Here is a 22977-nt window from a genome sequence, read left to right on the forward strand (position 1 = left end):
CACCCGCCTGCGGGGGGCCAGGAAGATGTCGCCGTCCGGATCCGGTTGGGGCTCCCTGTCCAGCAGGGGAGAGGGAGCCCGGCGTGCTTCACGCGAAGGACGCGTCGACCAGCGTCGGCTCCAGACGGCCGCCGCGGTAGGTGACGCCGGTGCGCACCGACGTGACGATCGCCTCGGCCGGCGAGAACAGGGCGCCGTCGATCTTGTAGAAGTCGCCGTTCACCCGGCCGAAGATGTCGGCGAAGGGCGCGCCATGGTCGCTCGACGTCGTCGAGGGCAGCTGTTCGGCGAGCTGCCTGGCATCGGCATCGTCGGCATCCACGAAGAGCTGCACGCGTCCGCCGTAGATGATCGCGTCGTTGGTGCGGCCCATCGCCTTGATGAAGTCCGGGTGCGGGGGCGATAGCGGCGCCGAGCCGATCCCGTCCACGATGGCGTGCAGGTCGAAGCCGACCGTGTGGGCCTTGTGGAGGGCCACCTCGAGGACGCGGGCTACGACCTGGGTGGAGCCGGCGAGGCTCTGGGTCGGCGCGAAGATGAAGGTCAGGTCCTCGGGCTTCAGGCCGGAGGCCTCGGCGACCTTGGCGACGACGCTCTCGGGCGGCCCGCCCGCCGCTTCCAGCACGAGGGCGGTCTTCGTGGCGGAGTCGCGGAAGCCGAGTTCCTGGTACAGGTCCTCGACGGCCGCCACCGCCCGGCCGGGCCCCGAGCCGAGGGCGAAGAAGCCGGAATCACCGGTCTCGTCCGCGAGGCTCCAGCCCGCATACTGGCTCCCCAGACAGGCGAGGACCGGGTCGGCGGCGTGGACCGTCACCGAATAGGGCCAGGAGGCGATCGGTCCGGTCGGCGCGATCGTGACGGTGCCGAGGCCGCCGAGGCAGATCTCGGCGATGCGCCGCCCGGCTTCGATCGACCCCCTCGCCTGCGCGCCGGCATCGACCATCCGGGCGCCGCCGGCCGCCTGCGTCACGGAGAGCCGCAGCGTCGCGGCATCCGCCACGAGCCGCTCGACGAGGGGCGCCGCGAGCGCGTTGATGCTGGGATAGGATTGGCTGGCACTCATGACAGGGCTTCCTCGGGGTGAGTTTTCTTCGCCGCGCAGACGGCCCGCAGGCGCGCCGTGTGCGTTTCCAACAGGGCGAGCACCTCCGCCCGGTCCGCGCCTTCGGCCAGCACCGTGCAGAGCGGCGCGTCGCGGCGGACCACCGAGCCGGGGCACGGACGGTCGCGCACGCAGTCCGGCCACTCGAGGTCCGGAACAGGCGCAAGCTCCCGGTCCGCGTAACAGATCTGCGCGGCCGCCGCATCCGCCGGATGCGGCCCGGGGTCCGGCATCGTGCCGAGGCTGGCCGCGATATGGGCGGGAAGCAGCGGAATCCCGCGCCGGTCGAGGATGTCCAGCGTCGCGCCGGGCCGGGGATTGATCTCGGTGAGCCACCACGCCGAACCCTCGACCAGCAGGTCGGCGCTGGCGAGCCCCCGCAAGCCGGTCGCGGCGACGATCCGCTCGGTGCCGGCGGCGATAGTGTCCACGAGCGAAACGGGGAGCGCCGGGGCTTCCCCGGCACCGCGGGCTAGGGCCCCGGCATAGCGGAAGGGACGGATCGGCGACGGCGCGCACCATTGCTCGGTGACGGCGAGGATGCGGATCGTCCGGCCGTCGGCGAGGAAGTTCAGGGCGTGCGGCCGGCCCGGTACGCGTTGCTGGAAGTAGTGGCCCTGCGGTGCCGGCGACCGGGTCGCAGCCCGGATGTGGTTGCCGCCGCTGCCGCCCGCGCGCTTGAGCAGCCACGCCCGCGGATCCGGCGGCGGGTCGGTTGCCACCGTGGGATGCGGCACGCCGAGGCGTGTGCAGAGGGCCGCGAAGGCCAGGGGCGCCTTGAGGGTCGAGAGGGTCTCGGCCGAAGCGCCGATCAGCCGGTGCCGCGCGGCGAGGCGCCCGATCAAGTCCGGCGCGTCCTCGAAGCCACTGCCCAGAATGAGCCCGATCGGGCGGCCGGCGGCTCCGGCCAGATGGTCGAGCGCGGCCACCGTCGCGTCCGCGGCCGGCGTTGTTCCGAAGCGGCCGGGCAGCGGCCGGTAGGCCTCGGCGGCGGCCAGCGTATCCGCGTCCCCGAACAGATCGGCCACGTAGGGCCGAAGCCCGGCACGCCGCGCCGCCTCGGCCAGGGCGCGCCCGGCCTGGGCGGCGATCAGGACCGCATCCGCCATCCGGGGCCGGCTCGTATCGGACTAGCCGGCGATCTCCACCGCGAGCGCGTAGGCGTCGCGGAAATCGAGGCAGAGCGGCGTGTCGGAGGCGAGCATCCGGTCGAACAGGCGCCGCTGCGTCTGGTACTTCACGTTGCCGACTGCCAGCGCGCCGATGCCGACGCCCTTGCCGGTGGGCAGAGCGACGTCGACCGCGTTCACGTCGATCCCCGCGATGCCGGCAGGCGGCACGGCGTTGACGTCCGAGGCGACGAGCAGCTTCGGCGCCGACTTCAGGTCCTCGGCGGTGAGGATCGGGATGCCCGCCGGCCCGGCGGAGAGGATGACGTCGGCGTCGCGGATGGCGGCGCGGCGATCCTCGGGGGTCGTGCCGTCGACAGCGCCGACCTCGATGCCGAAACGCCACTTCATCGTGAAGGCGATCTTCGAGACCCGCTCCTCGCCGTCGTGCCCGACCAGAACGGTGGTGGCGCCCTGCAGGGCGCCGATCACCGCGGCCACGTAGGCGACGACGCCGGCGCCGCCGAAGATCACGATGCGCTTGCCCGTGAGGTCGGTGTTGAACTTCTGCCGCAGGGCGCGGGAGACCTGGGCCACCATGGCCGCGCCGGTGGTGAACGAGCCGGCCGGATCTGCGAAGACGTGGTTCACGAAGGGCGGCACGAAGGCCTTCTTGGCGCGGTCGACCATGTCGAGGGCGTCCTCGGCGTTCTTGCCGCCGATGAAGATGCCCGTTCGCGTCCCGTCGGCCGGCGACCGCGAGAAGATCGAATCCTGGGTCAGCGAGACCACGTCGGCGAGGCTGACCTCGGTATAGGTCACCACCGTCTCGAACCCGGCATCCACGGCCATGTTCACGTCGAACGGGCTCATGTGCCGGAGCGGCGTCAGCATGTGGAGGATCGAGCGGGCCATGGAATCCTCATGCGGCGCGCGACAGATGCGCCTGTCCACCGTCCAAACCCGGAGCGGTGCCTCGGGTCAAGCCCGGGGTGGGCGGCTCACGCCGGACCGGTTACCGAAGCGCCACTGTTGCGGCCCCGGGCGATGACGAACCGGAGCGGGCCGCCGCGGTCGAGGCCGGCCACCAGGGCGCGGGCCTCGGCCTCGGACGCCATCAGGGCGAAGCCGGTCGGCCCCCAGGAGGACTGCCCGTAGCCCGGCACGCCCTGCGCGGCGATGCTCGCCAGCGCCTCCGCCACCGCGGCGCTGGCGTAGCGGCCCCCCTGATGGGGCGCGAAATGGTCGCCGATCAGTGTCTGGATTCGGGTGATGCCGGCACCGAAGCCCTGGGGCTCGGCCAGGGCGACCGCGGGAAGGACCTGCATAAGCGCGATCCGGCAGATCTCCGCCGCCTGGGCCTCGGGAAAGCGCGGCAGATCGCGGAACGCCTCGACCTCGCGCGTCCCGTGCACGCCCGCCATGCCCGGATCGAGGATCAGGACGATCCGCCAGGCCTCGGGATAGGGCAGACGCGCGATGACCGGAGGCGGGCCCCCGTCCGCGCCGCGGCCGCCATCGACGATCAGGCCGCCCTCCGTGAAGGCGCGCAGTCCGACGCCGGACCGGTTGCCCCGGTCCAGGGTTGCCGCGAAGGCATCCGGCGCGAAGGGCTCACCGCTGAGCCGTGCCATGGCTGCCGCCACCGCGAGGGCGAGCTGCGTGCCCGAACCGAAACCGGCATGGGCCGGGATGACCCGCTCCACCGTCACCGCCACGTCTTCGCCGTGCCCGAGATGGGCGGCGGCGGCACGGACATAGCCGCGCACGCGGTCGGCTTCAGGGCCCTCCACGGAAGGCCGCGCTGCCCGACGGGCGCTCAGGGCGAGGGACGGCGCATCGATGGCGAGCCCGATGCTGCCGAACCGGCGGCCGAGACCGCCGTGCAGGTCCAGGAATCCGAAATGCAGCCGTGCCGGGGCCTCGACCCGCACGGCACCGTCCGCTGCCACCTCGTTCCTTTCAGGGACCTCGCCCAACACACGTCCCTCGAATCCCGCAGGCCCGGCGCATGCGCGGCGCGCTTTTCACACGTGGCCCGGGGCCAGGCAACTTGGACAGGCCTGGATCGCAGCGCCATCACGGCAATTCCGGCGCTCGGTTCCGGTTCAGGTTGCGCGGTCGCTCGGCCTGTCCGCACAAGGAGTCCGAAGGATCGCGGGGCGGCACCGGCCCATCCGCGCAATCCACCTTGCGAACCACCTTGCAAACCCCCTGGCGATCCACCTTGCGATGCGGATCGCCGCCGGACCCCCCTTGCCGCGGTGCGCGGATGAATGCAAACCTAGGGGTTGCGACGGCGCGCCGAGTTTGCCGCTGCCCGGACATGCCGGGCGGATGCGCCATTCCGATTCGGTGGGGAACCCTCATGCTGAGGCGCACCTGCTTCGTCCGGTCTTACGGCCGTCGCCCGCTCCGAAACCAAGCAAGAACGTTGCGAGAGGGAGCATGGCAGCCTGGGTGAAGGGTGGCGCGACGGACGCGGGCACCGCCGTCGAGGCGGCCGCATCCCTGCTCGCCAAGGCGCGCGCGCCGGTGATCGCCGGCCTCAGCGCCGACGTGGCTGCGATCCGCGCAGCCTATGATCTCGCGGGGCGCATCGGCGCCTCGGTCGATACCGCCGGCGCGGCCGGGACCTATGCCGAGCTCGGAGCGCTGAGCCGGGTCGGTGCCCTCACGACGACGCCTGCCGAGGCCGTCGGACGCGCCGACACGGTTCTCGTCGTCGGTGCCGCCCCCTGGCAGGCGCCGCTCATGAAACGCCTGATCGACGCCAAGCCGACCCGTGGGCGCGCCGCCGGATCCGACAGGGCCCTCCTGGCGGTGGGTGCGAACGCCGGTGCGGCGCTGGCCTGGCCCGCCGATGGCGGGCTGCCGGAGGCCGTGGCCGAGCTGCGGGCCTATGTCCGCGGGCATCTCGCCGGTGACGCCTTGCCGGGTCAGATCGCGTCCCGGCTCGCGGCCGCGCAGTACGGCGTGCTGCTCTACGATCCGGCCGAACTCGGCGAGTTCGGTGTCGAGATGCTCCAGGGCCTCGCCATGGAGCTGAGCGAAACCACACGCTGCTTCACCCTGGCGGTCGGTGCGGCCGGGCAGGACCGGGCCGTCGTGCCGGTCTCGGCCTGGACGACCGGTCAGGCGCCTCGCAGCGGCTTCGGGCGCCGCGTCCCCGAGCATGATCCCTGGCGCTTCGACGCCGCCCGGCAGGTCGCTGCCGGCGAGGCCGACGCCGTTCTCTGGCTCGGTGCCGTCCCGGTGGCGCGCCCGGACTGGCTGTCCGCGGTGCCGTCCGTGGCTCTGGTCGCGGAAGGCGAGGCGCAGGCTGCCGAGGTGGTGATCTCTGTCGGCCAGCCTGGCCGCGACCACGGCGGCGTCCTGTGGAACGAGCAGCGCGCCGCCTTGACCTTCTGGCCGGCCACTGCGCCGTCGGATCTGCCGTCGGCCGCGTCGGTGCTGGCCGCCCTCAGGGAGCGTCTGGCCACGGTGCAGGCCGCGTCGAGGAGTGATTCCGCATGCTGAGCGTGATCCGGGGCGGGCGCGTCGTCGATCCGACCGCGTCCCGCGATTCTGTCGGTGACGTCTGGATCGAGGATGGCCGCATCATCGATCCGCCGGGCCGCGAGCCCGACGCCGTGATCGATGCGGCGGGCTGCGTGGTGATGGCCGGCGGCGTCGAGGTGCACTCGCACATCGCCGGCGGCAACGTGATCACCTCGCGGCTGCTCCTGCCCGACCTCTACGTGAGCGAGGCGGCCCCCGACGGCCATCCCTTCGCCCATGCGGGCGGGGCCGCGGCCTGGATCGGCTCGACCTACGCGCGGATGGGCTACACCACGGCCGTCGAGCCGGCGATGCCGCCGACCCACGCCCTGGGTACGCAGCTCGAGCTCGCCGACATCCCGCTGCTCGACCGCGGCGCCCTCACGGTGATGGGCAACGACGACCAGCTTCTGGAGATGCTGCGCGAGCGCCAGGGCGGCAACGCCGTGCGCGACCTCGTCGCCCTGTCGGTCGCCCAGTCCCGCGGCCTCGGGGTGAAGTGCATCAACGCGGGCGGCGCCTCCGCCTTCAAGGACGGGGCGCTGCGCCTGTCGCTGGACGACGAGATCCCCTGCTACGGGCTCTCGACCCGGCAGATCATGGGCTCGCTCCTCGACGCGGTCGAGGAGATCGGCGTCCCGCACCCGCTGCACGTCCACTGCAACAACCTGGGCCTGCCCGGAGCGGACGACAGCTTCATGGCGACCCTGGATGCAGCGGAGGGCCGGCGCATACACTTCGCCCACGCGCAGTTCTACGCCTACGGCGCGGTCGATCCGGCCAATCCCGGCACCGGCGGTTTCCGCTCGGCCGCCGAGCGCATCGCGCAGGCGATCGCCGACAATCCGAACGCCACCCTCGACATCGGGCAGGTGGTGTTCGGCCAGACGGTGACGGTGTCCCTCGACATCCTCCGTCAGTTCGCGGGCCGGAAGGGCGCGAAGCCGAAGAAGTGGGTGCTGAACGCGGGCGACGCCGAGGGCGGCGGCGTGGTGCCGTTCCTGTACCGGCCCCGGGGCCCGACCAGCTCGCTGCAATGGGCGATCGGCCTGGAGATCATGCTGCTCTCCACCGACCCGGAGCGGACGATCCTGACGACCGACCACCCGAACGGTGGCCCGTTCACCCAGTACCCGCGCATCATCCACCTGCTGATGGACAAGTCGGAGCGTGACCGCGAGATCGCGACGCTGCCCAAGATCGTGGGCGAGCGCTCCGGCCTTCCGGGCCTGGAGCGCGAGTACACGCTCTCGGAAATCGCGCAGCTGACCCGGTCGGGTCCGGCCAAGCTGCTGGGGCTGGACGACCGCGGCCATCTGCGGGCCGGTGCCCGGGCGGACGTGGCGGTCTACCGGGACGACGCCGACCGAACCGCGATGTTCACCGCCGCCAAGCTCGTCCTCAAGGACGGCGTGCCGATCGTCGAGGACGGCGAGGTGGTGGAATGGCGGGCCGGCCGGACGCTGTCGCTGACGGTCGAGTCCGACAAGGCCATGGCGAAGCGCGCCGACACCTACCTGACGGAGCGGTTCGGCGAAGGCCTCGACAGCTTCGCCGTGCCCGACGCGGCCTTCGGCGACGGTCCGGACAATTTCGAGGCGGTGCCATGCCGGGTGTGATCAGAGGGGCGAGCCGCGGGAAGAACGATGTCTGACCTCTCCCTCAACGGCATCCCGGTCATCGACACCTTCGCGGAGGCGTTCGATGTGGCCGGCACCGCCATCATCGTCACGAACGACACCGCCAAGTGGGCGATGATCGCCGCCACCACGATGACGGGCTTCGCCACCTCGGTGATCGGCTGCGGCGCCGAGGCGGGCATCGACGCCGAGCTGTCGCCGGAGGAGACTCCCGACGGGCGGCCGGGCGTGCGCATCCTGCTGTTCGGCTTCGAGCCGAACGGCCTCAAGGACCAGCTGATCAAGCGGGTCGGCCAGTGCATCCTCACCTGCCCGGGCACCGCCTGCTACGCCGGCGTCGACGGGCCGACCAAGATCAAGCTCGGCGGCGCGATCCGCTATTTCGGTGACGGCTTCGCGGTGGCCAAGCGCCTGCCCGACGCCACCGGCAAGGCCCGGCGCTACTGGCGCATACCGGTGATGGACGGCGAGTTCCTCTGCGAGGACACGGTCCGGGCCGTAGACGGCGCGGTCGGTGGCGGCAACCTGCTGTTCCTCGGCCGCAACCACGCCGAGACGCTGAAGGTCGCCGAGATCGCCGTGGAGGCCGCCAAGGCGGTGCCGGGCGCGATCCTGCCGTTCCCCGGCGGCATCGTCCGTTCCGGCTCCAAGGTCGGCGGCCGGACCAAGGGCATGATGGCCTCGACCAACGACGCTTACTGCCCGACCCTCAAGGGGCGCGCCGGCTCGGCGCTCCCGGCCGAATGCGGCGTGGTGCTGGAAATCGTGATCGACGCCCTGACCTCGCAGGGCGTGTCCGACTCGATGCGCGCCGGCCTGCACGCGGCCACCGAGATCGGCGGCAAGCACGGGCTGATCGCGGTCACGGCCGGAAATTACGGCGGCAATCTCGGCCGCCACCACTACCATCTGCGCGACCTGATCGCGCGCGACGACGCCAAGACGGAGGGCTGAGCCGTGAGCACCCTCACCCTGCGTGCGGCTCCGCCGGAGCGCCTGGACTTCCTCAACATCAACCCCGCGGCTCTGAGCCGCCTGTCGCAGGGCGAAGCCGAGCGCCTGGAGGTCGGGACCACCCGGACCGGCGTGCGCCTCGGCGACTGCTTCGCCGTCTCGTTGGACGGCTCCGACACCCTGACCCTCGAGGGCGGCCACGAGCGTCTCGACCGGGTCGGCGCCTCCCTGTCGGCGGGCACGATCCGGGTCACCGGCGATGTCGGCCAGCGCCTCGGCGCCGGCATGGCGGGCGGCCGCGTCACCGTCACAGGCCATGCCGGGCCCTATGCGGCCTCCGGCGCCACCGGCGGCACGATCACCATCGAGGGCGATGCCGGAGATTACGCCGGCGGTGCGGTCTATGCCGCCAAGGCCGGGCTCGACGGTGCGACCCTGATCATTCGCGGCACGGCCGGCGCCCATCTCGGCGACCGGATGCGGCGCGGGACGATCGTGGCCGGACGCGCGGGGGCCTTCGCGGGATCGCGCATGATCGCCGGAACCCTGGCGGCCCTCGCGGTGGGCGATCACCCCGGTCTCGGCATGCGCCGCGGAACGCTTCTCCTGGGTGCGCACGGCCGGATGGCTTCGACCTTCGTGGAGACGGGGACGCACGATCTCGTGTTCCTCCGGCTCCTGGCGAAGGCGCTGCGCGGCCTCAGCGCCGAGCATGCCGACCTGCTCGCCAAGCCGCTGCGTCGCTACTCGGGCGACCTCGCCACCATCGCCAAGGGCGAGATCTGGGTCGCGGCCTGACGCCGCCTGGGCAAGGGGCGTGGACGCGTCCTATGCTCTCCGCCAAGCCGGCCCGATCGAGGCCGGCAACCCGGGGACACGCCCATGTTGCTGCTGCTGTCGATCTGCCTCGTCGCCCAACCCTCGACCTGCCGCGAGGACCGGATCGAGATGTCGTTCGAGAAAGCGAGCCCGTTCGTCTGCCTGCGCAACTCGCAGAGTGCGCTGGCGACCTGGCAGGCCGCGCATCCCGAATGGCACGTGGAACGCTGGCGCTGCGCCGCCAAGGGCAGCCTGCCGAAGGATCTGTGACGGCACCTTGGTTCAGCGGCCGGACGGTGACATGCTCGGTCCCGCATTGACGGCGGGACGACCACGATGCGCTCGCTGAAGGTCCGCTTCGCCCTGTTGCTCGGGGGCACCGCCATCGTCGTGATTCTGGCGGCCGCGGCCGCGCTGGCGGCGATCGGGGCGGCGGAACGGACCGTCGACCGCACCCTCGAGGCCCAGCGTCGCTTGGAACTTCTGGCCGAGCTGTCGGGCCGCCTCACCCAGTTCGGCATGGCGGCCGTGGAGACCGTCGGCAATCCCGACGGCCAGCCCGAGGCGATGGCGATCGCCCGAGACAATGCCGACCGCGCCCTGACCACCGTGGATGAGGCGCTCGCCAAGAGCTTCCCGCCGAGCGACGACCCGGCCGACCGGATGCAGTACGCCGCCCGTACGCGCCCCATGGCCCAGCTGCGCGCGGCCCGCGCCGTCCTGGACCGGCAGGTGTCGCTGATCAGCCGCCAGACCGATCCGGAGCGGCGCCAGGACGCCATCAAGGGGGCGCTCAACGGCTTCGGGGCCATGACCGGCCAGCCCCTGTCCTTCCTGATCGAGGCCGAACGGCGCAGCATGGCCCTCGGCTCCGAGCAGGCCCGGGCGCTGTCGGAGCGCCTGCGCCTGGCCGCCGCCGCCGCGGTGGCGGCGGCTCTCGTGCTGCTGGCGATCCTCTACCGCGGCGTCACCCGGCCGACCCTGGCGCGGATCGAGGAGGTCCGCCGGGCCGCGAGCGCCATCGGCCACGGCGCCCTCGACACCCGGCTCTCCGTCGCCACGCGCGACGAACTCGGCCTGCTGATGACCAACGTCAACCGCATGGCCGCCCGCCTCGCCCGGCGGGAATCGCGGGTTGCGGCCGACCGGGCGGCGCTGGAGGATACCGTGGCGGCACGCACGGCCGATCTTCGGGCCGCCAACGCCCGCCTCGAAGCCGTCGACCAGTCTCGGCGCCGCTTCTTCGCCGATGTCAGCCACGAGCTGCGCACCCCTCTCACGGTCATCCTGGGCGAGTGCGACCTTGCCCTGCGCGGCGCATCCCGGGGCGCCGACCCGAATCCGGTTTTCGCGACGATCAAGAAGCGGGCGCAGCGTCTCAAGCTGCGGGTCGAGGACCTGCTGCGGGTTGCGCGCTCGGAATCCGGCGAGATCGAGTTCGACAAGCGCCGTCTGGGACTCGCTCAGCTCCTCGCGGAGGCGGTGGACAACATGAGCTCCGAAGCGGCCCGCCGTCGCGTCGGCCTCGGCCTCGATCCCGGCACCCGGGACGTCGAGTGCCTCGCCGACCGCGAATGGATCCGCCAGACCGTCGAGAGCCTCGTGGACAACGCCCTGCGTCATGCCGCCGGCCTCACCCGCGTCGAGGTTGCCCTGGCGGCGGGCCCAGGACCCGTCGGGCGGATCACCGTCACGGACGACGGTCCGGGCTTCAATGCATCCGAAGCCGACCTGTTCGAACGCTTCAGGCGTGGATCGGGGGCGGGTCCCGACGAGACCGGATTCGGCATCGGCCTCGCCCTGGCGCGCTGGATCGTCGAGCAGCATGGCGGCACGATTCGGCTCGGTGCCGGGCCCGACGGGCGCGGCGCCCGCGTGACCCTGGACATCCCGGCCCTCGATCCGGCATGGGATGCGGGGCCGGTCGACGGCGCGACCGGCGGGCAGGTGAAGGAGTCGGCCGCATGACGCGGATCCTGATCGTCGAGGACGACATCGACATCCGCGGCCTTCTGGCTCGGGGCCTGGAAGCCGAGGGATTCGAAGTCGGGACGGCAGCCTGCGTGGACGAGGCGCTCAAGGCCGCGCACGATCCGGCTCCCGGCGCCGTGCTCCTCGACATCAACCTCCCGGACGGGTCGGGGCACGACGTCTGCCGCTCCCTGCGGGAGGGCGGCTTTCCCGGGGCGATCCTGTTCCTCTCCGCCCGGGACGAGATTCGTGACCGGGCCGAAGGGCTGGCGCTCGGCGCCGACGACTACATCATCAAACCCTTCGAGTTCGACGAGCTGGTCGCCCGCCTGCGGACCCATCTGATGCGGCGCGAGCAGGCGGAGGCACCGCGGTCGCGCATCACCGTCGGCAAGCTGATGCTGGACCTCGAGACCCGGCAGGCCAGCTGCGGCGAGGCCAGCGCCCGCCTCACCCCCCGCGAGGCCGACCTGCTCGGCATGTTGATGGAGAACATCGGCAAGCCGGTCTCCCGAGCCGATATCTTCGACCGGCTCTGGGCCAGCCAGGGTGGCCTCTCGCTCAACGTGGTCGACGTCTATATCGGCTATCTGCGCTCGAAGATGGCCGATTTCGTCCGCTACGGCGGTCCCGGCCTGGTCACGGTGCGTGGCAAGGGATTCATGCTCGAACTGCGCGGTCCCGACTTTCGACAGTGAGCCACTGTACTTTAGTCGCAGGGCGGCGCGTTTCGTGATGGTTTCCGGGCGTTTAGGAAGTCTCTCACGAAAAATTTGGGAGGATCCGGCAACTTAGTGCTTGAAGCCCGCGCCTGAATCGTCGATACCTCTCCCGCGCCAGAAATGAGAGCGCCATCAGTGTCTTAGGGTCCTCTTAGGATCCGCGTGACGCTCGGTGAAGATATCGCCTGAGGAGAAACACCATGAAGTGGGCTGCCCCGATCGTGTCCGAGATCTGCGTCGGCATGGAAGTGACGAGCTACGAGTCGGCTGAGATCGACACCTTCAACTGAGTTTTACGGACCGGGGATCTCGGGAGCCGCACATGCGCGTCGTGATCCTCGGTTCTGCGGCTGGCGGCGGCCTTCCCCAGTGGAATTGCCGCTGCCCCATCTGTTCGCTGGCACGATCCGAACCGGACCGGGTACGCCCCCGGACCCAGTCGAGTATCGCGGTCTCCGCCGACGGTTCTGATTGGCTGCTCATCAATGCCTCGCCGGACATCCGGCAACAGCTCTTCGACAATGCGCAGATGCACCCGCGCGAGGGCCTACGCCATTCGCCGATCAAGGCGGTGCTGCTGACGAACGGGGATGTCGACCACGTTGCGGGTCTCCTGACCCTCCGCGAAGGCCAGCCCTACACGCTCTACGGCACCCGCGGCATCCTCGAATCGGTGAATGCCAACCGCGTGTTCGACGTGATGGCTGAGGGCGTGGTCGCCCGCCAGCCGATCGGGATGGATCAGCGTTTCGAACCCCTGCCCGGCCTGTCGGTCACCCTCTTCCCCGTTCCCGGCAAGGTGCCGCTCTGGCTCGAGGACGAGACCTTGGAGATCGGCGCCGAGACCGAGACCACGGTCGGCGCATTGATCGAGGCCGGTGGCCGGCGCCTCGCCTACATCCCCGGCTGTGCCCGGGTGACGGACGGGCTGCGCGCCCGCATCGCCGGCGTGGACGCGCTGCTGTTCGACGGCACCGTCCTGCACGACGACGACATGATCCGGGCGGGCGTCGGCACCAAGACCGGCTGGCGCATGGGCCATGTGCCGATGCGCGGTGAGAACGGCTCGATCGACGCCCTGGGTTCCGTCGAGATCGGGCGCCGTATCTTCGTGCACATCAACAACACCAATCCGGTCCTGGTCGAAGGCTCTCCGGAACGGGCGGATGTCGAGGCCGCCGGCTGGACCGTGGCGCATGACGGCCTGAGCCTGTCGCTTTGAGGCTGTGACGACAGTGGAGCGCACGTAGAATCCGGTCGATCCCTTCCGCATCCTCATCCTGAGGCGTCCGATGAGGACTCCGTCGCGGCATCGCCGCGCCCCAGGCTGAGGTCGGGCCTTGAGTCTCCGTCGCATCGGGTGAGGTGCCTCGGCGACCGAGAGACCGGACGGGTTTCGTACGCGCCCTGTGTCGCAGGCGCTGGCCGCGCGAATGGGGCACGCGTCCGCGCCATCCGGTTGGGCCTGGAAGCCGCCGGCACTATATTGTCGTTGAAGCACGGCATTCGCCCCGTTGCCGAGGGCGGAACGACCGCACAGGAAACGCGACCCGAGGACGGACGCCGGAAACGCCATGAACGCAGTCTTCCCGACCCCCGACACCGCCGACAGCCAGCGTCTCCTGAGCCCCGCGGAGCTGGAAGCCGCCCTGCGCGACATCGGCGCGCGCCGGTACCACAACCTGCATCCGTTCCACCGCCTGCTCCATGACGGCAAGCTGTCGAAGGATCAGGTCCGGGCCTGGGCCTTGAACCGCTACTACTACCAGGCGATGATTCCGGTGAAGGATGCCGCCGTTCTGGCGCGCATGACCGACGCGTCGCTGCGGCGGATCTGGCGCCAGCGCATCGTCGACCATGACGGCGACCACGAGGGTGACGGCGGTATCGAGCGGTGGCTGAAGCTCGCCGAGGGCGTGGGCTTCGACCGCGACTACGTCCTGTCGACCCGCGGCATTCTCTCGGCCACGAAGTTCTCGGTCGAGGCCTATGTGCATTTCGTCACCGAAAAGACGCTCCTGGAGGCGATCGCCTCGTCGCTGACCGAGATGTTCTCACCGACGATCATCTCGGAGCGTGTCGCCGGGATGCTGAAGAACTATGACTTCATTACCAAGGAGACGCTGGCGTATTTCGACAAGCGTCTCACCCAGGCGCCGCGGGATGCCGATTTCGCCCTGGACTACGTCAAGCAGCACGCGACCACGCCGGAGCTGCAGCGGAAGGCCATGGCGGCGCTGACGTTCAAGTGCAACGTCCTCTGGACGCAGCTGGACGCCCTGTACTTCGCCTACGTTTCCCCCGGGATGGTCCCCCCGGACGCGTGGCAACCGGGCGAGGGCCTCGTGAACGAGGCGTCGCCGGCCCGGGTGGGCGGGAACCGGAAGATGGCGGCCGGCGACCGTCCGCGGCTGCCGCGCGGCGTCCGGCTGCGCAACGACGAAACCCGCGGCAAGTGGGTTCTGCTCGCCCCCGAGCGCACCTTCGATCTCGACGACAACGCCGTCGCGGTGCTCAAGCTCGTGGACGGCGCGCGCAGCGTCGCCGACATCGCGGACGAGCTCGGAAAGACGTACGCGGCCGAACCGCGTGCCATTGAGGCCGACATCCTGGTGATGCTCGACGGCCTCGCGGAGAAACGGGTTCTTGAGCGATGAATGCGCTGACGCCGAACCGGCCCGATGCGCCGGCCCCGGTGGGTCTGCTCGCTGAGCTGACCCATCGCTGCCCGCTGCGCTGCCCCTATTGCTCGAATCCGTTGGAACTCGACCGCCGGTCGGGCGAGCTCGACACGCAGACGTGGCAGCGCGTGCTCGGGGAGGCCGCGGCCCTCGGCGTCCTGCACGTGCACCTGTCCGGCGGCGAGCCGACGGCACGCAACGACATCGTCGAGATCACCAAGACCTGCGCCGATCTCGGCCTCTACTCGAACCTGATCACCTCCGGCGTCGGCGGGGCGCTCGCGAAGCTCCAGGCGCTCTACGATGTCGGGCTCGACCACGTGCAGCTCTCGGTGCAGGGCGTCGACGCGCAGAATGCCGAGAAGATCGGCGGCCTCAAGAACGCCCAGCCGCAGAAGTTCGAGTTCGCCGCCAAGGTTGTCGAACTCGGCCTGCCCCTGACGCTGAATTCAGTGATTCACCGCGGCAACATCCACGAGGTGGCGGGCTTCATCGACCTCGCGGTGAAGATGGGCGCCAAGCGGCTCGAGGTGGCGCACACGCAGTATTACGGCTGGGCCTACGTCAACCGCGCGGCGCTGATGCCCGACAAGACGCAGGTGGACGAGTCGATCCGGATCGTCGAGGCAGCCCGGGAGCGCCTGAAGGGCCAGCTCGTCATCGACCTCGTCGTGCCGGACTATTATGCAAAATATCCCAAGGCCTGCGCGGGCGGCTGGGGCCGCAAGCTGATGAACGTGACGCCCCAAGGCAAGGTCCTCCCCTGCCACGCGGCGGAGACGATCCCGGGGCTGGAATTCTGGAACGTCAACGATCACACGCTGGGCGAGATCTGGCGCGACTCGCCCGCCTTCACCGCCTATCGCGGCACCGACTGGATGAAGGAGCCCTGTCGCTCCTGCGACCGGCGCGAGAAGGACTGGGGCGGTTGCCGCTGTCAGGCCCTGGCCCTCGCCGGGGACGCGGCCGCCACCGATCCTGCCTGCTCGCTCTCCCCGCTCCACGCCAAGGTGCGGGCCCTTGCCGCGGAGGAAGCTGCGGAAAATCCGCCGGATTACATTTATCGGACGATCGGCAGCAACGTTCGGTCGCCGCTCAAGGAGGAAGTCCACTCGTGAGAGGTCTTGTCGTAAAGGGTCTTGCTACGACGTCCATCGCGCTCGGGCTGGCCGTGCTGCCGGCCCTCGCCGAAGATGCGTCGAAGCCCGCCATCGTGACCCAGGCCAACGCGGCCGCTGCGCCGTCCGCCGCGGATCTGCTGTTCGACCAGCCGCATATGAAGAATGCGGCGCCGGGGTCGACGCTGACCTATGATTATCTGCGCCGTTCGGGCATCGCGAAGGGGCCGTTCGGGGCGCCGCTGGAAGACACGGTCCAGCTGAAGGTCGAGCCCGGAAAGAGCGCGGAAGGCCGGGATATCAGCGTCGTGATGTTTTCCGGGCTGAACCGTGTGCCGGCCGGCCCGTTCGAGGACATGGCGGGCAACCCGATCGTCTCCCTGTTCCTGGAGAACCACCTGCGTGGCTTGGCCAAGGTGTTGGAGGCCAATCCGCGCTACCTCAAGCTCGCCATCCGCAAGGGTCTGCGTGAGAAGGCGACCGTGACGCCGACGAAGGTGACGGTCGGCGGCCGCGAAGTCGACGGCTGGCGCGTGGTAACGAAGCCCTTTCAGGGCGACTCCATGGCGCAGCGCATGCGCGGCCTGGACGACATGACCTATACCTTCGTCACTGCCCCGTCCGTCCCGGGTGAGATCGTCTCGATCGAGGCGTCGTCGAAGAGCGCGGATGGCGGTGAGTTGCTTGAGGAGAAGCTGAACTATGATCAGAAGGCTGGCTGAACGGGGCGCCCTGGCTGCCCTCGCCCTGACGCTGTCGGGCCTGGCCGGCTTGGCCGCCGAGGAGAACGATTACCCGACCGACGCGCGGGTCGATTACGTGTTCGGCTGCATGGCCGCCAACGGCCAGACTCGCGAGAGCCTGCAGAAATGCTCCTGCTCGCTCGACCAGCTCGCCGCGATCCTGCCGTACGACAAGTACGTCCAGGCGAGCACCATCCTGTCGATGCGGCAGGGCATCGGCAACCGGGCGAACGAGTTCAAGTCGACCAAGATCTTCGACGACAAGGTGGCGGACCTGCGCCGCGCCCAGGCCGAAGCCGAGATTCGCTGCTATCACGGCTGAGTTGCGAGGCGAGGCCGGCGTTGCGCCGGCCTCGCGATTCGCGCACACCGGCTCCCGAACCGCGCTCGTGAACGGGACCCGCACCGTGACACCCTCCTCCAGCCTGTCCGCTCTGCTGCCTTCTCTGGGCGGCCGCACGCTGGTTATGGGCATCCTCAACGTCACGCCCGATTCCTTCTCGGACGGTGGGTTGTTCGCCGGGGAGGCCGAAGCCGTGGCCCAGGCCGAGCGCCTCGTCGCAGAGGGCGCGGCGATACTCGACATCGGTGGGGAGTCCACCCGGCCCGGTCACGTTCCGGTCCCGGCCGAGGAGGAGCAGGCGCGCGTCCTGCCGGTGATCCGGGCAATCGCGCCCCGTCTGCCGGTGCCGATCTCCATCGACACCTACAAGGCGTCCACGGCCCGCCTCGCGCTGGAGGCCGGTGCCCGGATCGTGAATGATGTCTGGGGGCTCCAGCGTGAGCCCGACATCGCTTCCGTGGCGGCGGCGCACGGCGCGCCCGTGATCATCATGCACAACCGGGAGACGATCGACCCGGATCTCGACATCGTGGCCGACATGCTCGCCTTCTTCGAGCGGTCCCTCACCATCGCCCATCGCGCCGGCCTCGCCGATTCCGAGATCGTGCTCGACCCGGGTGTCGGCTTCGGCAAGAGCTGGAATCAGCATCTCGAGGCGCTGCGGCGGCTGCCCGAGATCCGCGCCCTCGGGTTTCCGGTCCTGGTCGGTGTGTCCCGCAAGTCGCTTCTCGGACGCCTGCATGATCGCGAGACCCGGCCGGCGGACCGTCTCACCGGCTCCCTCGCGGCCCACGCCGTCGCGGCGACGCTCGGTGCCGACATCGTGCGCGTGCATGACGTTGCGGCGCATGTCGACGCGATGCGCGTCGTCGATGCCGTGATGCGGCCGGAGGCGCGCTGAGCATGGCCGGCGACCTGATCCGCGTCACCCGCATCGCGGTGTTCGGCCGACACGGCGTGCTAGCCGAAGAGGCCGTGCTGGGCCAGCGCTTCTACATTTCCCTCGAAGCGCAGCTCGACCTCGGCGCGGCGGGCCGCTCGGATGATGTGGCCGGCACGGTGAGCTACGCCGATCTCACCGCGGTGGCGGTCGCGATCGCCACCGAGCATCGATTCAACCTGATTGAAGCCCTGGCCGAAGCCATCGCCGCGGAGATCCTGGCGCGTTTCACGCTGATCGACGCCGTCACGGTCCGCGTCGACAAGCCGAGCGCTCCCGTTCCCGCCATTCTGGACAGTGTCAGCATCGAGATCATGCGTCGTCGCGGAGCCGGCCGATGAGGGCCTATTTGGGTATCGGCAGCAATGTCGGCGACATGGCCGCGATGCTCGACCGCGCGGTCGCGGGCCTCGCGGCGGATCCGGGCATCACCCTCGTTGCGCGGTCCTCCGACTATCGCACGCCGCCCTGGGGCAAGACCGATCAGCCTTGGTTCCTCAACGGGGCCGTGGCGGTGGAGACGAGTCTCGATCCGCATGGCCTGCTCGACGCCTGCCTCCGCGTGGAGCACGATCTCGGCCGGGTCCGCGATGAGCGCTGGGGGCCGCGGGTGATCGACATCGACGTCCTGGCCTACGAGGGCGCCGCCGTCGACGACGCGCGTCTCGTTCTGCCGCACCGCTATGTCCGTGAACGGGCCTTCGTGCTGGTGCCGTTGGCCGAGATCGCACCCGACCTCGTGATCGGCGGCGAGCGCGTGGTGGATGCCTTGGCGAAGCTCGACCGGACCGGCATCGCGCGCGTCTGAACCGACCCGGCCGGGTCGCCGTCGAGCGGCGACCCGCAACGGTGCGTCAGCGCTCGGCCGGCTCCGCGAGCTTGTTGTCATCCTCTTCGAGGAGCGGCACGTCGTAGGCGCGCAGGACCGCGTCGATATCGGCCTTACGCTTGCGCAGGACGGTGTTCAGCGAGCGCTTCCAATCGTTCTCGCCGATCCGCACGCCCATGGCGATCCGGTAGGCCATCGGCGGCCGCTCCGGCTCCTTGAGCAGGGGCACGACATTCATCGCGACGCCCGATTGCTTGGCGAGCCAGCCCGCCGCAGGCCCCCACAGCACGGCCGCGTCGATCTCCTTGGCGGCCAGCGCCGCGATGATCTCGGCGGCAACCGTCTGATGCTTGCGGGCCGGGTCGAGCTGATAGGGGGCGTAGGCCTTCATGGTCGAGACGAGGCCGAGATCTCCCATGCGGTTGACCGGCGGCGTCCCGGCGATCACGCCGATGCTCTTGCCTTTCAGGCGCGGATCGTCGAGGGCGGTCACGCCCTCGTACTCACCCTTGCGCGTGACCAGCGTATAGGCAGACCGATAATAGGGATTGGTGGTCTGGACGAGGTCGCTGCCGAAGGCCTGACCCATGATCAGATCGCAGAGGCCGGTCCCGAGCGTGTTGCGCACGAAGCCGGGACCCTGGGTCAGCCAGTAGTAGCGGACCTTGATCTTCAATTCGTCGGCGATGATCGCCGCGATCTTGTTCTCGAAGCCGTCCTCCTTGCGTTCGGAGAACGGCATGTTGCCCGGATCCCCGCAGACGCGCAGCACGTCCGTGGTGACCGTATCCGGCAGATGCTGGGCGAGAGCCCCCTGCGCCCCGGTGAATGTCAGGGCGCAGAGGACGGCGATCCGGGCAAGAGACGACATCAGCCGCCCATGCATTCCTTCTCGGCCTTCTTGGCCGTGTCGGGCTTGTCCTCATGATCCGACGGACGGATACGCCCGATCGCCCCGGCGGCGCGCGCCTTGAGGTAGACGTACAGGTCGTCCGAGTAGCACATGACGTTCTTGTTGTCGCCGAAGGCCGGCATCACCTTCTGCTCGGCGGAGTTCACCTCCTGCTTGCCGCCCGCCAGGATGCCGATGAACTCCTCGTAGGAGAGGTGCTTCAGCGAATCCTTCAGCGCCGGCGCGTAGGTCGAACCCATGCCGTCCGGACCGTGGCAGACGTGGCACTCGGCGTGATAGCGGCGGTAGCCCGAGTAGGTGTACCAGTCGAGCATCTTGCCGTCCTGGGTCACGTGGAACGTCGGGTGGCCGTCGGCATCGAAATACTTGCCGTCCTCGACCTTCGTCGCAGCATCCTGCTTCAGCAGCTTGGGATCCTGCTCGGCGGTCTTGTCGTTCGCGTTCAAGGAATTGGCGAGCTTGGGGTCGGCGGGCTTGGCATCCTCAGCATGTACGGCAACCGTTGAGACGGTCGCTAGGGCGAGGGCGGCGATAACCGGCCGCGTTACGATCTTGCTGAGGTTGAGCAACGCATGTGTCTCCCTGGATCGAGGCTCTTCGTCTCCCTCGAGCCGCAGCCTCTTGCGAGAAAGTCTAATCACAAGGATGCCGGCGCGGGAACCCGCGCCGGCATCGTTTTTCACGTCTAACCCTGCGGCCGATTAGTTCGGCAGGGCGAAGACCGTCAGCTGGCCGCCGAGGTTGGTGTACTGCGACAGAGCCGCGTAGCCACCCACCGCGCCGAGGCCGGCGTTCGGGTCGGTCAGGCCGGCCGCGAGGCCGATGCCAGCCCAGCCGCCGACGCCCGACAGGACGCCCACGTACTGCTTGCCCTTGTGCTGGTAGGTCATCACGTTACCGATGATGCCCGACGGGGTCTTGAACTTGAACAGCTCCTTGCCGGTCTTGTCGTCGACCGCCTTCAGGTAGCCCTCAAGCGTGCCGTAGAACACGACGTCGCCAGCGGTGGCCAGAGCACCGGACCACACCGAGAACTGCTCGGGGTTGGACCACTTGATCTTGCCGTTGACGCCATCCCACGCGATGAAGTTGCCCATGCCGCCGTGCGAGTTCGGGGCCGGGTACATCGAGAGGGTCGCACCGACGTAGGGCTGGCCCGGGGTGTAGGTCACCCGGAACGGCTCGTAGTCCATGCAGACGTGGTTGGTGGGCACGTAGAACAGGTTGGTCTTCGGCGAGAAGGCCGCAGGCTGCTGATCCTTGGTGCCCAGCGCCGCCGGGCAGATGCCCTTGGAGTTGGTGTCCTCACCGTTCTGCTCGGTCGAGTACTTCGACACGACCAGCGGACGGCCGTAGTTCTTCGAGCCCTTGTCCATGTCGACCTTGGACGCCCAGTTGACGGCCGGGTCGAACTTCTCGGCGACGAGCAGGGCACCGGTCTCGCGGTTCAGCGTGTAGCCGAAGCCGTTACGGTCGAAGTGGGTCAGGAGCGGCTGGTCCTTGCCGTCAACCTTCTGATCCGTGAGGATCATCTCGTTGATGCCGTCGTAGTCCCACTCGTCGTGCGGGGTCATCTGGTAGACCCACTTGGCCATGCCGGTATCCGGGTTACGCGCCCAGATGGTCATGGACCACTTGTTGTCGCCCGGACGCTGCTTGGGGTTCCAGGTCGAGGGGTTGCCCGAGCCGTAGTACATCAGGTCGAGCTTCGGGTCGTACGAGAACCAGCCCCAGGTGCAGCCGCCGCCGGTCTTCCACTGATCGCCTTCCCAGGTCTTCAGCGAGGAGTCCTTGCCGATCGGCTTGCCGAGCGACGTGGTCTTCTCCGGGTCCACGATCATCTGATCGTCCGGGCCCTCGGAGTAGCCGCGCCACACCTTCTTGCCGGTCTTCAGGTCGTAGGCGGTGACGTGGCACTGCACGCCGAACTCGCCGCCGGAGATGCCGACGATGACCTTGTCCTTCACGGGCAGAACCGTGGCGGTGTTGGTCTCGCCCTTCTTCGGATCGCCGTTCACGACCGACCAGTTGACCTTGCCGGTCTTGGCGTCGAGCGACACGAGGGTGGTGTCGGCCTGGTGCAGGAGGATGGCGCCGTCGGCATAGGCCAGGCCACGGTTGACCGTGTCACAGCACATGACCGGGATCACGGACGGATCCTGCTTCGGCTCGTACTTCCAGATGATCTTCGCCTCGTGGTCGAGGTCGAGGGCGTACACGATGTTCGGGAACGGCGTGTGCACGTACATGATGTTGCCGACGACGAGCGGCGAGCCCTCGTGGCCGCGCAGAACGCCGGTCGAGAACGTCCAGGCGACCTGGAGATCCTTGACGTTCTTGGCGTTGATCTGGTCGAGCTTCGAATAACGCGTATTCGCGTAATCTACCGTCTGAAGAACCTGTTCCGCCGGGTTGGCGATGCCCTTCATGACGCTTTCATTGGCCAGCGCCGGCGCGGCGACGGCCGCGACACCTGCGCCGAGCGCAAGGAGATGTACCGCTCTCATGGGTTCCTCCGACAAGTCTTGAGAGTATTTGCGACGCGCAGCGATAACGGCGTCACGCGGACTCCGACCTGACTGTTTGCGACAGGGATGGACGCCTCGGTAGCGGGCATAGTGGACTTCGAGGAGATCTACTGATCCCCTAGCCAGGAACCGCCATCCCTGAGGCGGCTCCCTCGAAACCGAGGCTTGAACGGACCTTAAGAGATTTTTGAGCGCCGTCAACTCGCCGTTCGAGGGCTGTGGTCACACGGTGAAAGCTTCTCTTCGCATGACAAAGGCACGGGCGATGTCATGCGTTTGCGAAAAGAAATGCTGCGATGCACAAGGAGCTTGCCGTTCTTTGAGGCAGAACTGACGGAGACGTCGGCGCCTCCCATGCGGATCTTGCAAACGAACAAGCTTTGCTGGGTGTCTGCATGCGCCGCCCGCTTGGTCTGGCCGCATGGCGGCTCGAAACGAACGCGCGGGACGTCGGCGAGTCAACTGCACTGCAGAATGGTCCGACGCCCGTTCATTGCCGAATTTTCCCGGTTTGCCCGTCTGCGCCCAGTCGCCGCATCCGAATTTTTCGCGGATCCGGTCCGTCGCAGCCTGCGTCAGGCGCGACAAATTGCCGAATCGTCCCGGATCCGGAACGATCGGTTTCTGGCCGGGGCGATGCCGCCGGGGGCCTGATTGTCAGGTGTGCTGTGTTGGACGGGGCGTCAGAGCGCGCCGACCGGTCCCGTGCTCTCGAACTCGGCGACGTCGCCGACCAGATCCGTCACGGAGATGTTGAGCCGGCGGCCGTTGGAGAGCCTGAGCTGGGCATCCGGCTCGAGCCATATCGGCCGGAGGCCTGCTGAACTGCCGTAGAGGTTGCCGTACGCGACGATGCCGCCTTCGCGCCGCTCGACCACGAGCCGGTAGCGGACGCGGGCCGGTTCACAGCCCTCCGCCGATACGAGACCGCGCCCCGTCAGCGTCTTCAGGATCTCGTTGGATTCGAACATACGCGGGGCGCAAGGGCGGGACTAAGCGGCAATCCGATTGCCATTTAATCCCGG

At 69.2% G+C, this 22977-nt stretch carries 24 protein-coding genes; 16 read left to right on the plus strand and 8 right to left on the minus strand.

What is annotated here, in order from left to right; genetic code table 11:
- Positions 1-88 precede the first annotated feature (88 nt).
- The 4 genes from mch to ABC766_RS06640 all read right to left on the minus strand — a co-directional run bounded on the left by mch (position 89) and on the right by ABC766_RS06640 (position 4190).
- A complete protein-coding gene (mch, locus tag ABC766_RS06625) occupies positions 89-1063 on the minus strand; it encodes a methenyltetrahydromethanopterin cyclohydrolase (RefSeq protein WP_043357116.1) in 975 nt (324 codons plus the stop codon).
- The gene (locus tag ABC766_RS06630) at positions 1060-2211 is read right to left on the minus strand and encodes an ATP-grasp domain-containing protein (RefSeq protein WP_345821562.1); all 1152 of its coding nucleotides are present in this window, start codon (positions 2209-2211) and stop codon (positions 1060-1062) included. The genes mch and ABC766_RS06630 overlap by 4 nt, the downstream gene beginning before the upstream one ends.
- A 21-nt stretch (positions 2212-2232) precedes the next feature.
- Positions 2233-3126 carry an NAD(P)-dependent methylenetetrahydromethanopterin dehydrogenase gene (locus ABC766_RS06635; RefSeq protein ID WP_043357114.1) on the minus strand — a complete coding sequence of 298 codons (894 nt, stop codon included), beginning with the start codon at positions 3124-3126 and terminating at the stop codon, positions 2233-2235.
- 86 nt (positions 3127-3212) lie between these two features.
- Positions 3213-4190 carry a beta-ribofuranosylaminobenzene 5'-phosphate synthase family protein gene (locus tag ABC766_RS06640; RefSeq protein ID WP_043383727.1) on the minus strand — a complete coding sequence of 326 codons (978 nt, stop codon included), beginning with the start codon at positions 4188-4190 and terminating at the stop codon, positions 3213-3215.
- A 469-nt stretch (positions 4191-4659) separates the two neighbouring features.
- Between ABC766_RS06640 and ABC766_RS06645 the strand changes: the two genes are divergently transcribed.
- The 16 genes from ABC766_RS06645 to folK all read left to right on the plus strand — a co-directional run bounded on the left by ABC766_RS06645 (position 4660) and on the right by folK (position 18490).
- Positions 4660-5730, plus strand: coding sequence for a formyltransferase (locus ABC766_RS06645; protein WP_345821563.1), 1071 nt, complete (start codon positions 4660-4662; stop codon positions 5728-5730).
- Complete coding sequence (locus ABC766_RS06650) at positions 5724-7370, plus strand: formylmethanofuran dehydrogenase subunit A (protein WP_345821564.1); 1647 nt, start codon at positions 5724-5726, stop codon at positions 7368-7370. The genes ABC766_RS06645 and ABC766_RS06650 overlap by 7 nt, the downstream gene beginning before the upstream one ends.
- Before the next feature lie 27 nt (positions 7371-7397).
- Entirely contained in the window at positions 7398-8345 is a 948-nt protein-coding gene (gene fhcD, locus ABC766_RS06655) for a formylmethanofuran--tetrahydromethanopterin N-formyltransferase (RefSeq protein ID WP_043357106.1), read from the plus strand.
- A gap of 3 nt (positions 8346-8348) precedes the next feature.
- Positions 8349-9143 carry a formylmethanofuran dehydrogenase subunit C gene (locus tag ABC766_RS06660; protein ID WP_043357104.1) on the plus strand — a complete coding sequence of 265 codons (795 nt, stop codon included), beginning with the start codon at positions 8349-8351 and terminating at the stop codon, positions 9141-9143.
- A gap of 84 nt (positions 9144-9227) precedes the next feature.
- Entirely contained in the window at positions 9228-9434 is a 207-nt protein-coding gene (locus tag ABC766_RS06665) for a hypothetical protein (RefSeq protein ID WP_043357102.1), read from the plus strand.
- A 66-nt stretch (positions 9435-9500) separates the two neighbouring features.
- The gene (locus ABC766_RS06670) at positions 9501-11132 is read left to right on the plus strand and encodes a sensor histidine kinase (protein ID WP_345821565.1); all 1632 of its coding nucleotides are present in this window, start codon (positions 9501-9503) and stop codon (positions 11130-11132) included.
- A complete protein-coding gene (locus tag ABC766_RS06675; RefSeq protein ID WP_043357098.1) occupies positions 11129-11833 on the plus strand; it encodes a response regulator transcription factor in 705 nt (234 codons plus the stop codon). Before ABC766_RS06670 ends, ABC766_RS06675 begins: the two co-directional genes overlap by 4 nt.
- A 224-nt stretch (positions 11834-12057) precedes the next feature.
- Positions 12058-12147 carry a pyrroloquinoline quinone precursor peptide PqqA gene (pqqA, locus tag ABC766_RS06680; RefSeq protein WP_012317526.1) on the plus strand — a complete coding sequence of 30 codons (90 nt, stop codon included), beginning with the start codon at positions 12058-12060 and terminating at the stop codon, positions 12145-12147.
- Positions 12148-12179: 32 nt separating this feature from the next.
- Positions 12180-13079: a pyrroloquinoline quinone biosynthesis protein PqqB gene (gene pqqB / locus ABC766_RS06685; RefSeq protein ID WP_043755617.1), complete on the plus strand. Its 900-nt coding sequence runs from the start codon at positions 12180-12182 to the stop codon at positions 13077-13079.
- Between the two features lie 352 nt (positions 13080-13431).
- Complete coding sequence (gene pqqC, locus ABC766_RS06690; protein ID WP_043755616.1) at positions 13432-14514, plus strand: pyrroloquinoline-quinone synthase PqqC; 1083 nt, start codon at positions 13432-13434, stop codon at positions 14512-14514.
- Positions 14511-15656, plus strand: a complete 1146-nt coding sequence (gene pqqE, locus ABC766_RS06695; protein WP_345821568.1) for a pyrroloquinoline quinone biosynthesis protein PqqE — start codon at positions 14511-14513, stop codon at positions 15654-15656. Before pqqC ends, pqqE begins: the two co-directional genes overlap by 4 nt.
- 53 nt (positions 15657-15709) lie before the next feature.
- Complete coding sequence (locus ABC766_RS06700; RefSeq protein WP_427902295.1) at positions 15710-16378, plus strand: hypothetical protein; 669 nt, start codon at positions 15710-15712, stop codon at positions 16376-16378.
- On the plus strand, positions 16359-16721 hold the full coding sequence (locus tag ABC766_RS06705; protein ID WP_345821571.1) for a hypothetical protein: 363 nt from the start codon (positions 16359-16361) through the stop codon (positions 16719-16721). The genes ABC766_RS06700 and ABC766_RS06705 overlap by 20 nt, the downstream gene beginning before the upstream one ends.
- 85 nt (positions 16722-16806) lie before the next feature.
- Positions 16807-17643 (plus strand): dihydropteroate synthase, encoded by an 837-nt coding sequence (folP, locus tag ABC766_RS06710; RefSeq protein WP_053608703.1) that lies wholly within the window; start codon positions 16807-16809, stop codon positions 17641-17643.
- Between the two features lie 2 nt (positions 17644-17645).
- Complete coding sequence (gene folB / locus ABC766_RS06715) at positions 17646-18023, plus strand: dihydroneopterin aldolase (RefSeq protein ID WP_043383712.1); 378 nt, start codon at positions 17646-17648, stop codon at positions 18021-18023.
- Positions 18020-18490, plus strand: coding sequence for a 2-amino-4-hydroxy-6-hydroxymethyldihydropteridine diphosphokinase (folK, locus tag ABC766_RS06720; protein WP_345821576.1), 471 nt, complete (start codon positions 18020-18022; stop codon positions 18488-18490). Before folB ends, folK begins: the two co-directional genes overlap by 4 nt.
- A 46-nt stretch (positions 18491-18536) precedes the next feature.
- Here the strand turns inward: folK and xoxJ are convergent, their stop codons facing one another.
- The 4 genes from xoxJ to ABC766_RS06740 all read right to left on the minus strand — a co-directional run bounded on the left by xoxJ (position 18537) and on the right by ABC766_RS06740 (position 22923).
- Complete coding sequence (gene xoxJ / locus ABC766_RS06725; RefSeq protein ID WP_043356681.1) at positions 18537-19397, minus strand: rare earth element methanol dehydrogenase accessory protein XoxJ; 861 nt, start codon at positions 19395-19397, stop codon at positions 18537-18539.
- Positions 19382-19993 carry a c-type cytochrome, methanol metabolism-related gene (locus ABC766_RS06730; protein WP_043383711.1) on the minus strand — a complete coding sequence of 204 codons (612 nt, stop codon included), beginning with the start codon at positions 19991-19993 and terminating at the stop codon, positions 19382-19384. Before ABC766_RS06730 ends, xoxJ begins: the two co-directional genes overlap by 16 nt.
- Before the next feature lie 132 nt (positions 19994-20125).
- Positions 20126-21931 (minus strand): lanthanide-dependent methanol dehydrogenase XoxF1, encoded by a 1806-nt coding sequence (gene xoxF1, locus ABC766_RS06735; RefSeq protein ID WP_043356691.1) that lies wholly within the window; start codon positions 21929-21931, stop codon positions 20126-20128.
- Between the two features lie 704 nt (positions 21932-22635).
- On the minus strand, positions 22636-22923 hold the full coding sequence (locus ABC766_RS06740) for a hypothetical protein (RefSeq protein WP_043356694.1): 288 nt from the start codon (positions 22921-22923) through the stop codon (positions 22636-22638).
- Positions 22924-22977: the final 54 nt, after the last annotated feature.

This window comes from Methylobacterium fujisawaense (assembly GCF_039619325.1).
Classification (GTDB): domain Bacteria; phylum Pseudomonadota; class Alphaproteobacteria; order Rhizobiales; family Beijerinckiaceae; genus Methylobacterium; species Methylobacterium fujisawaense.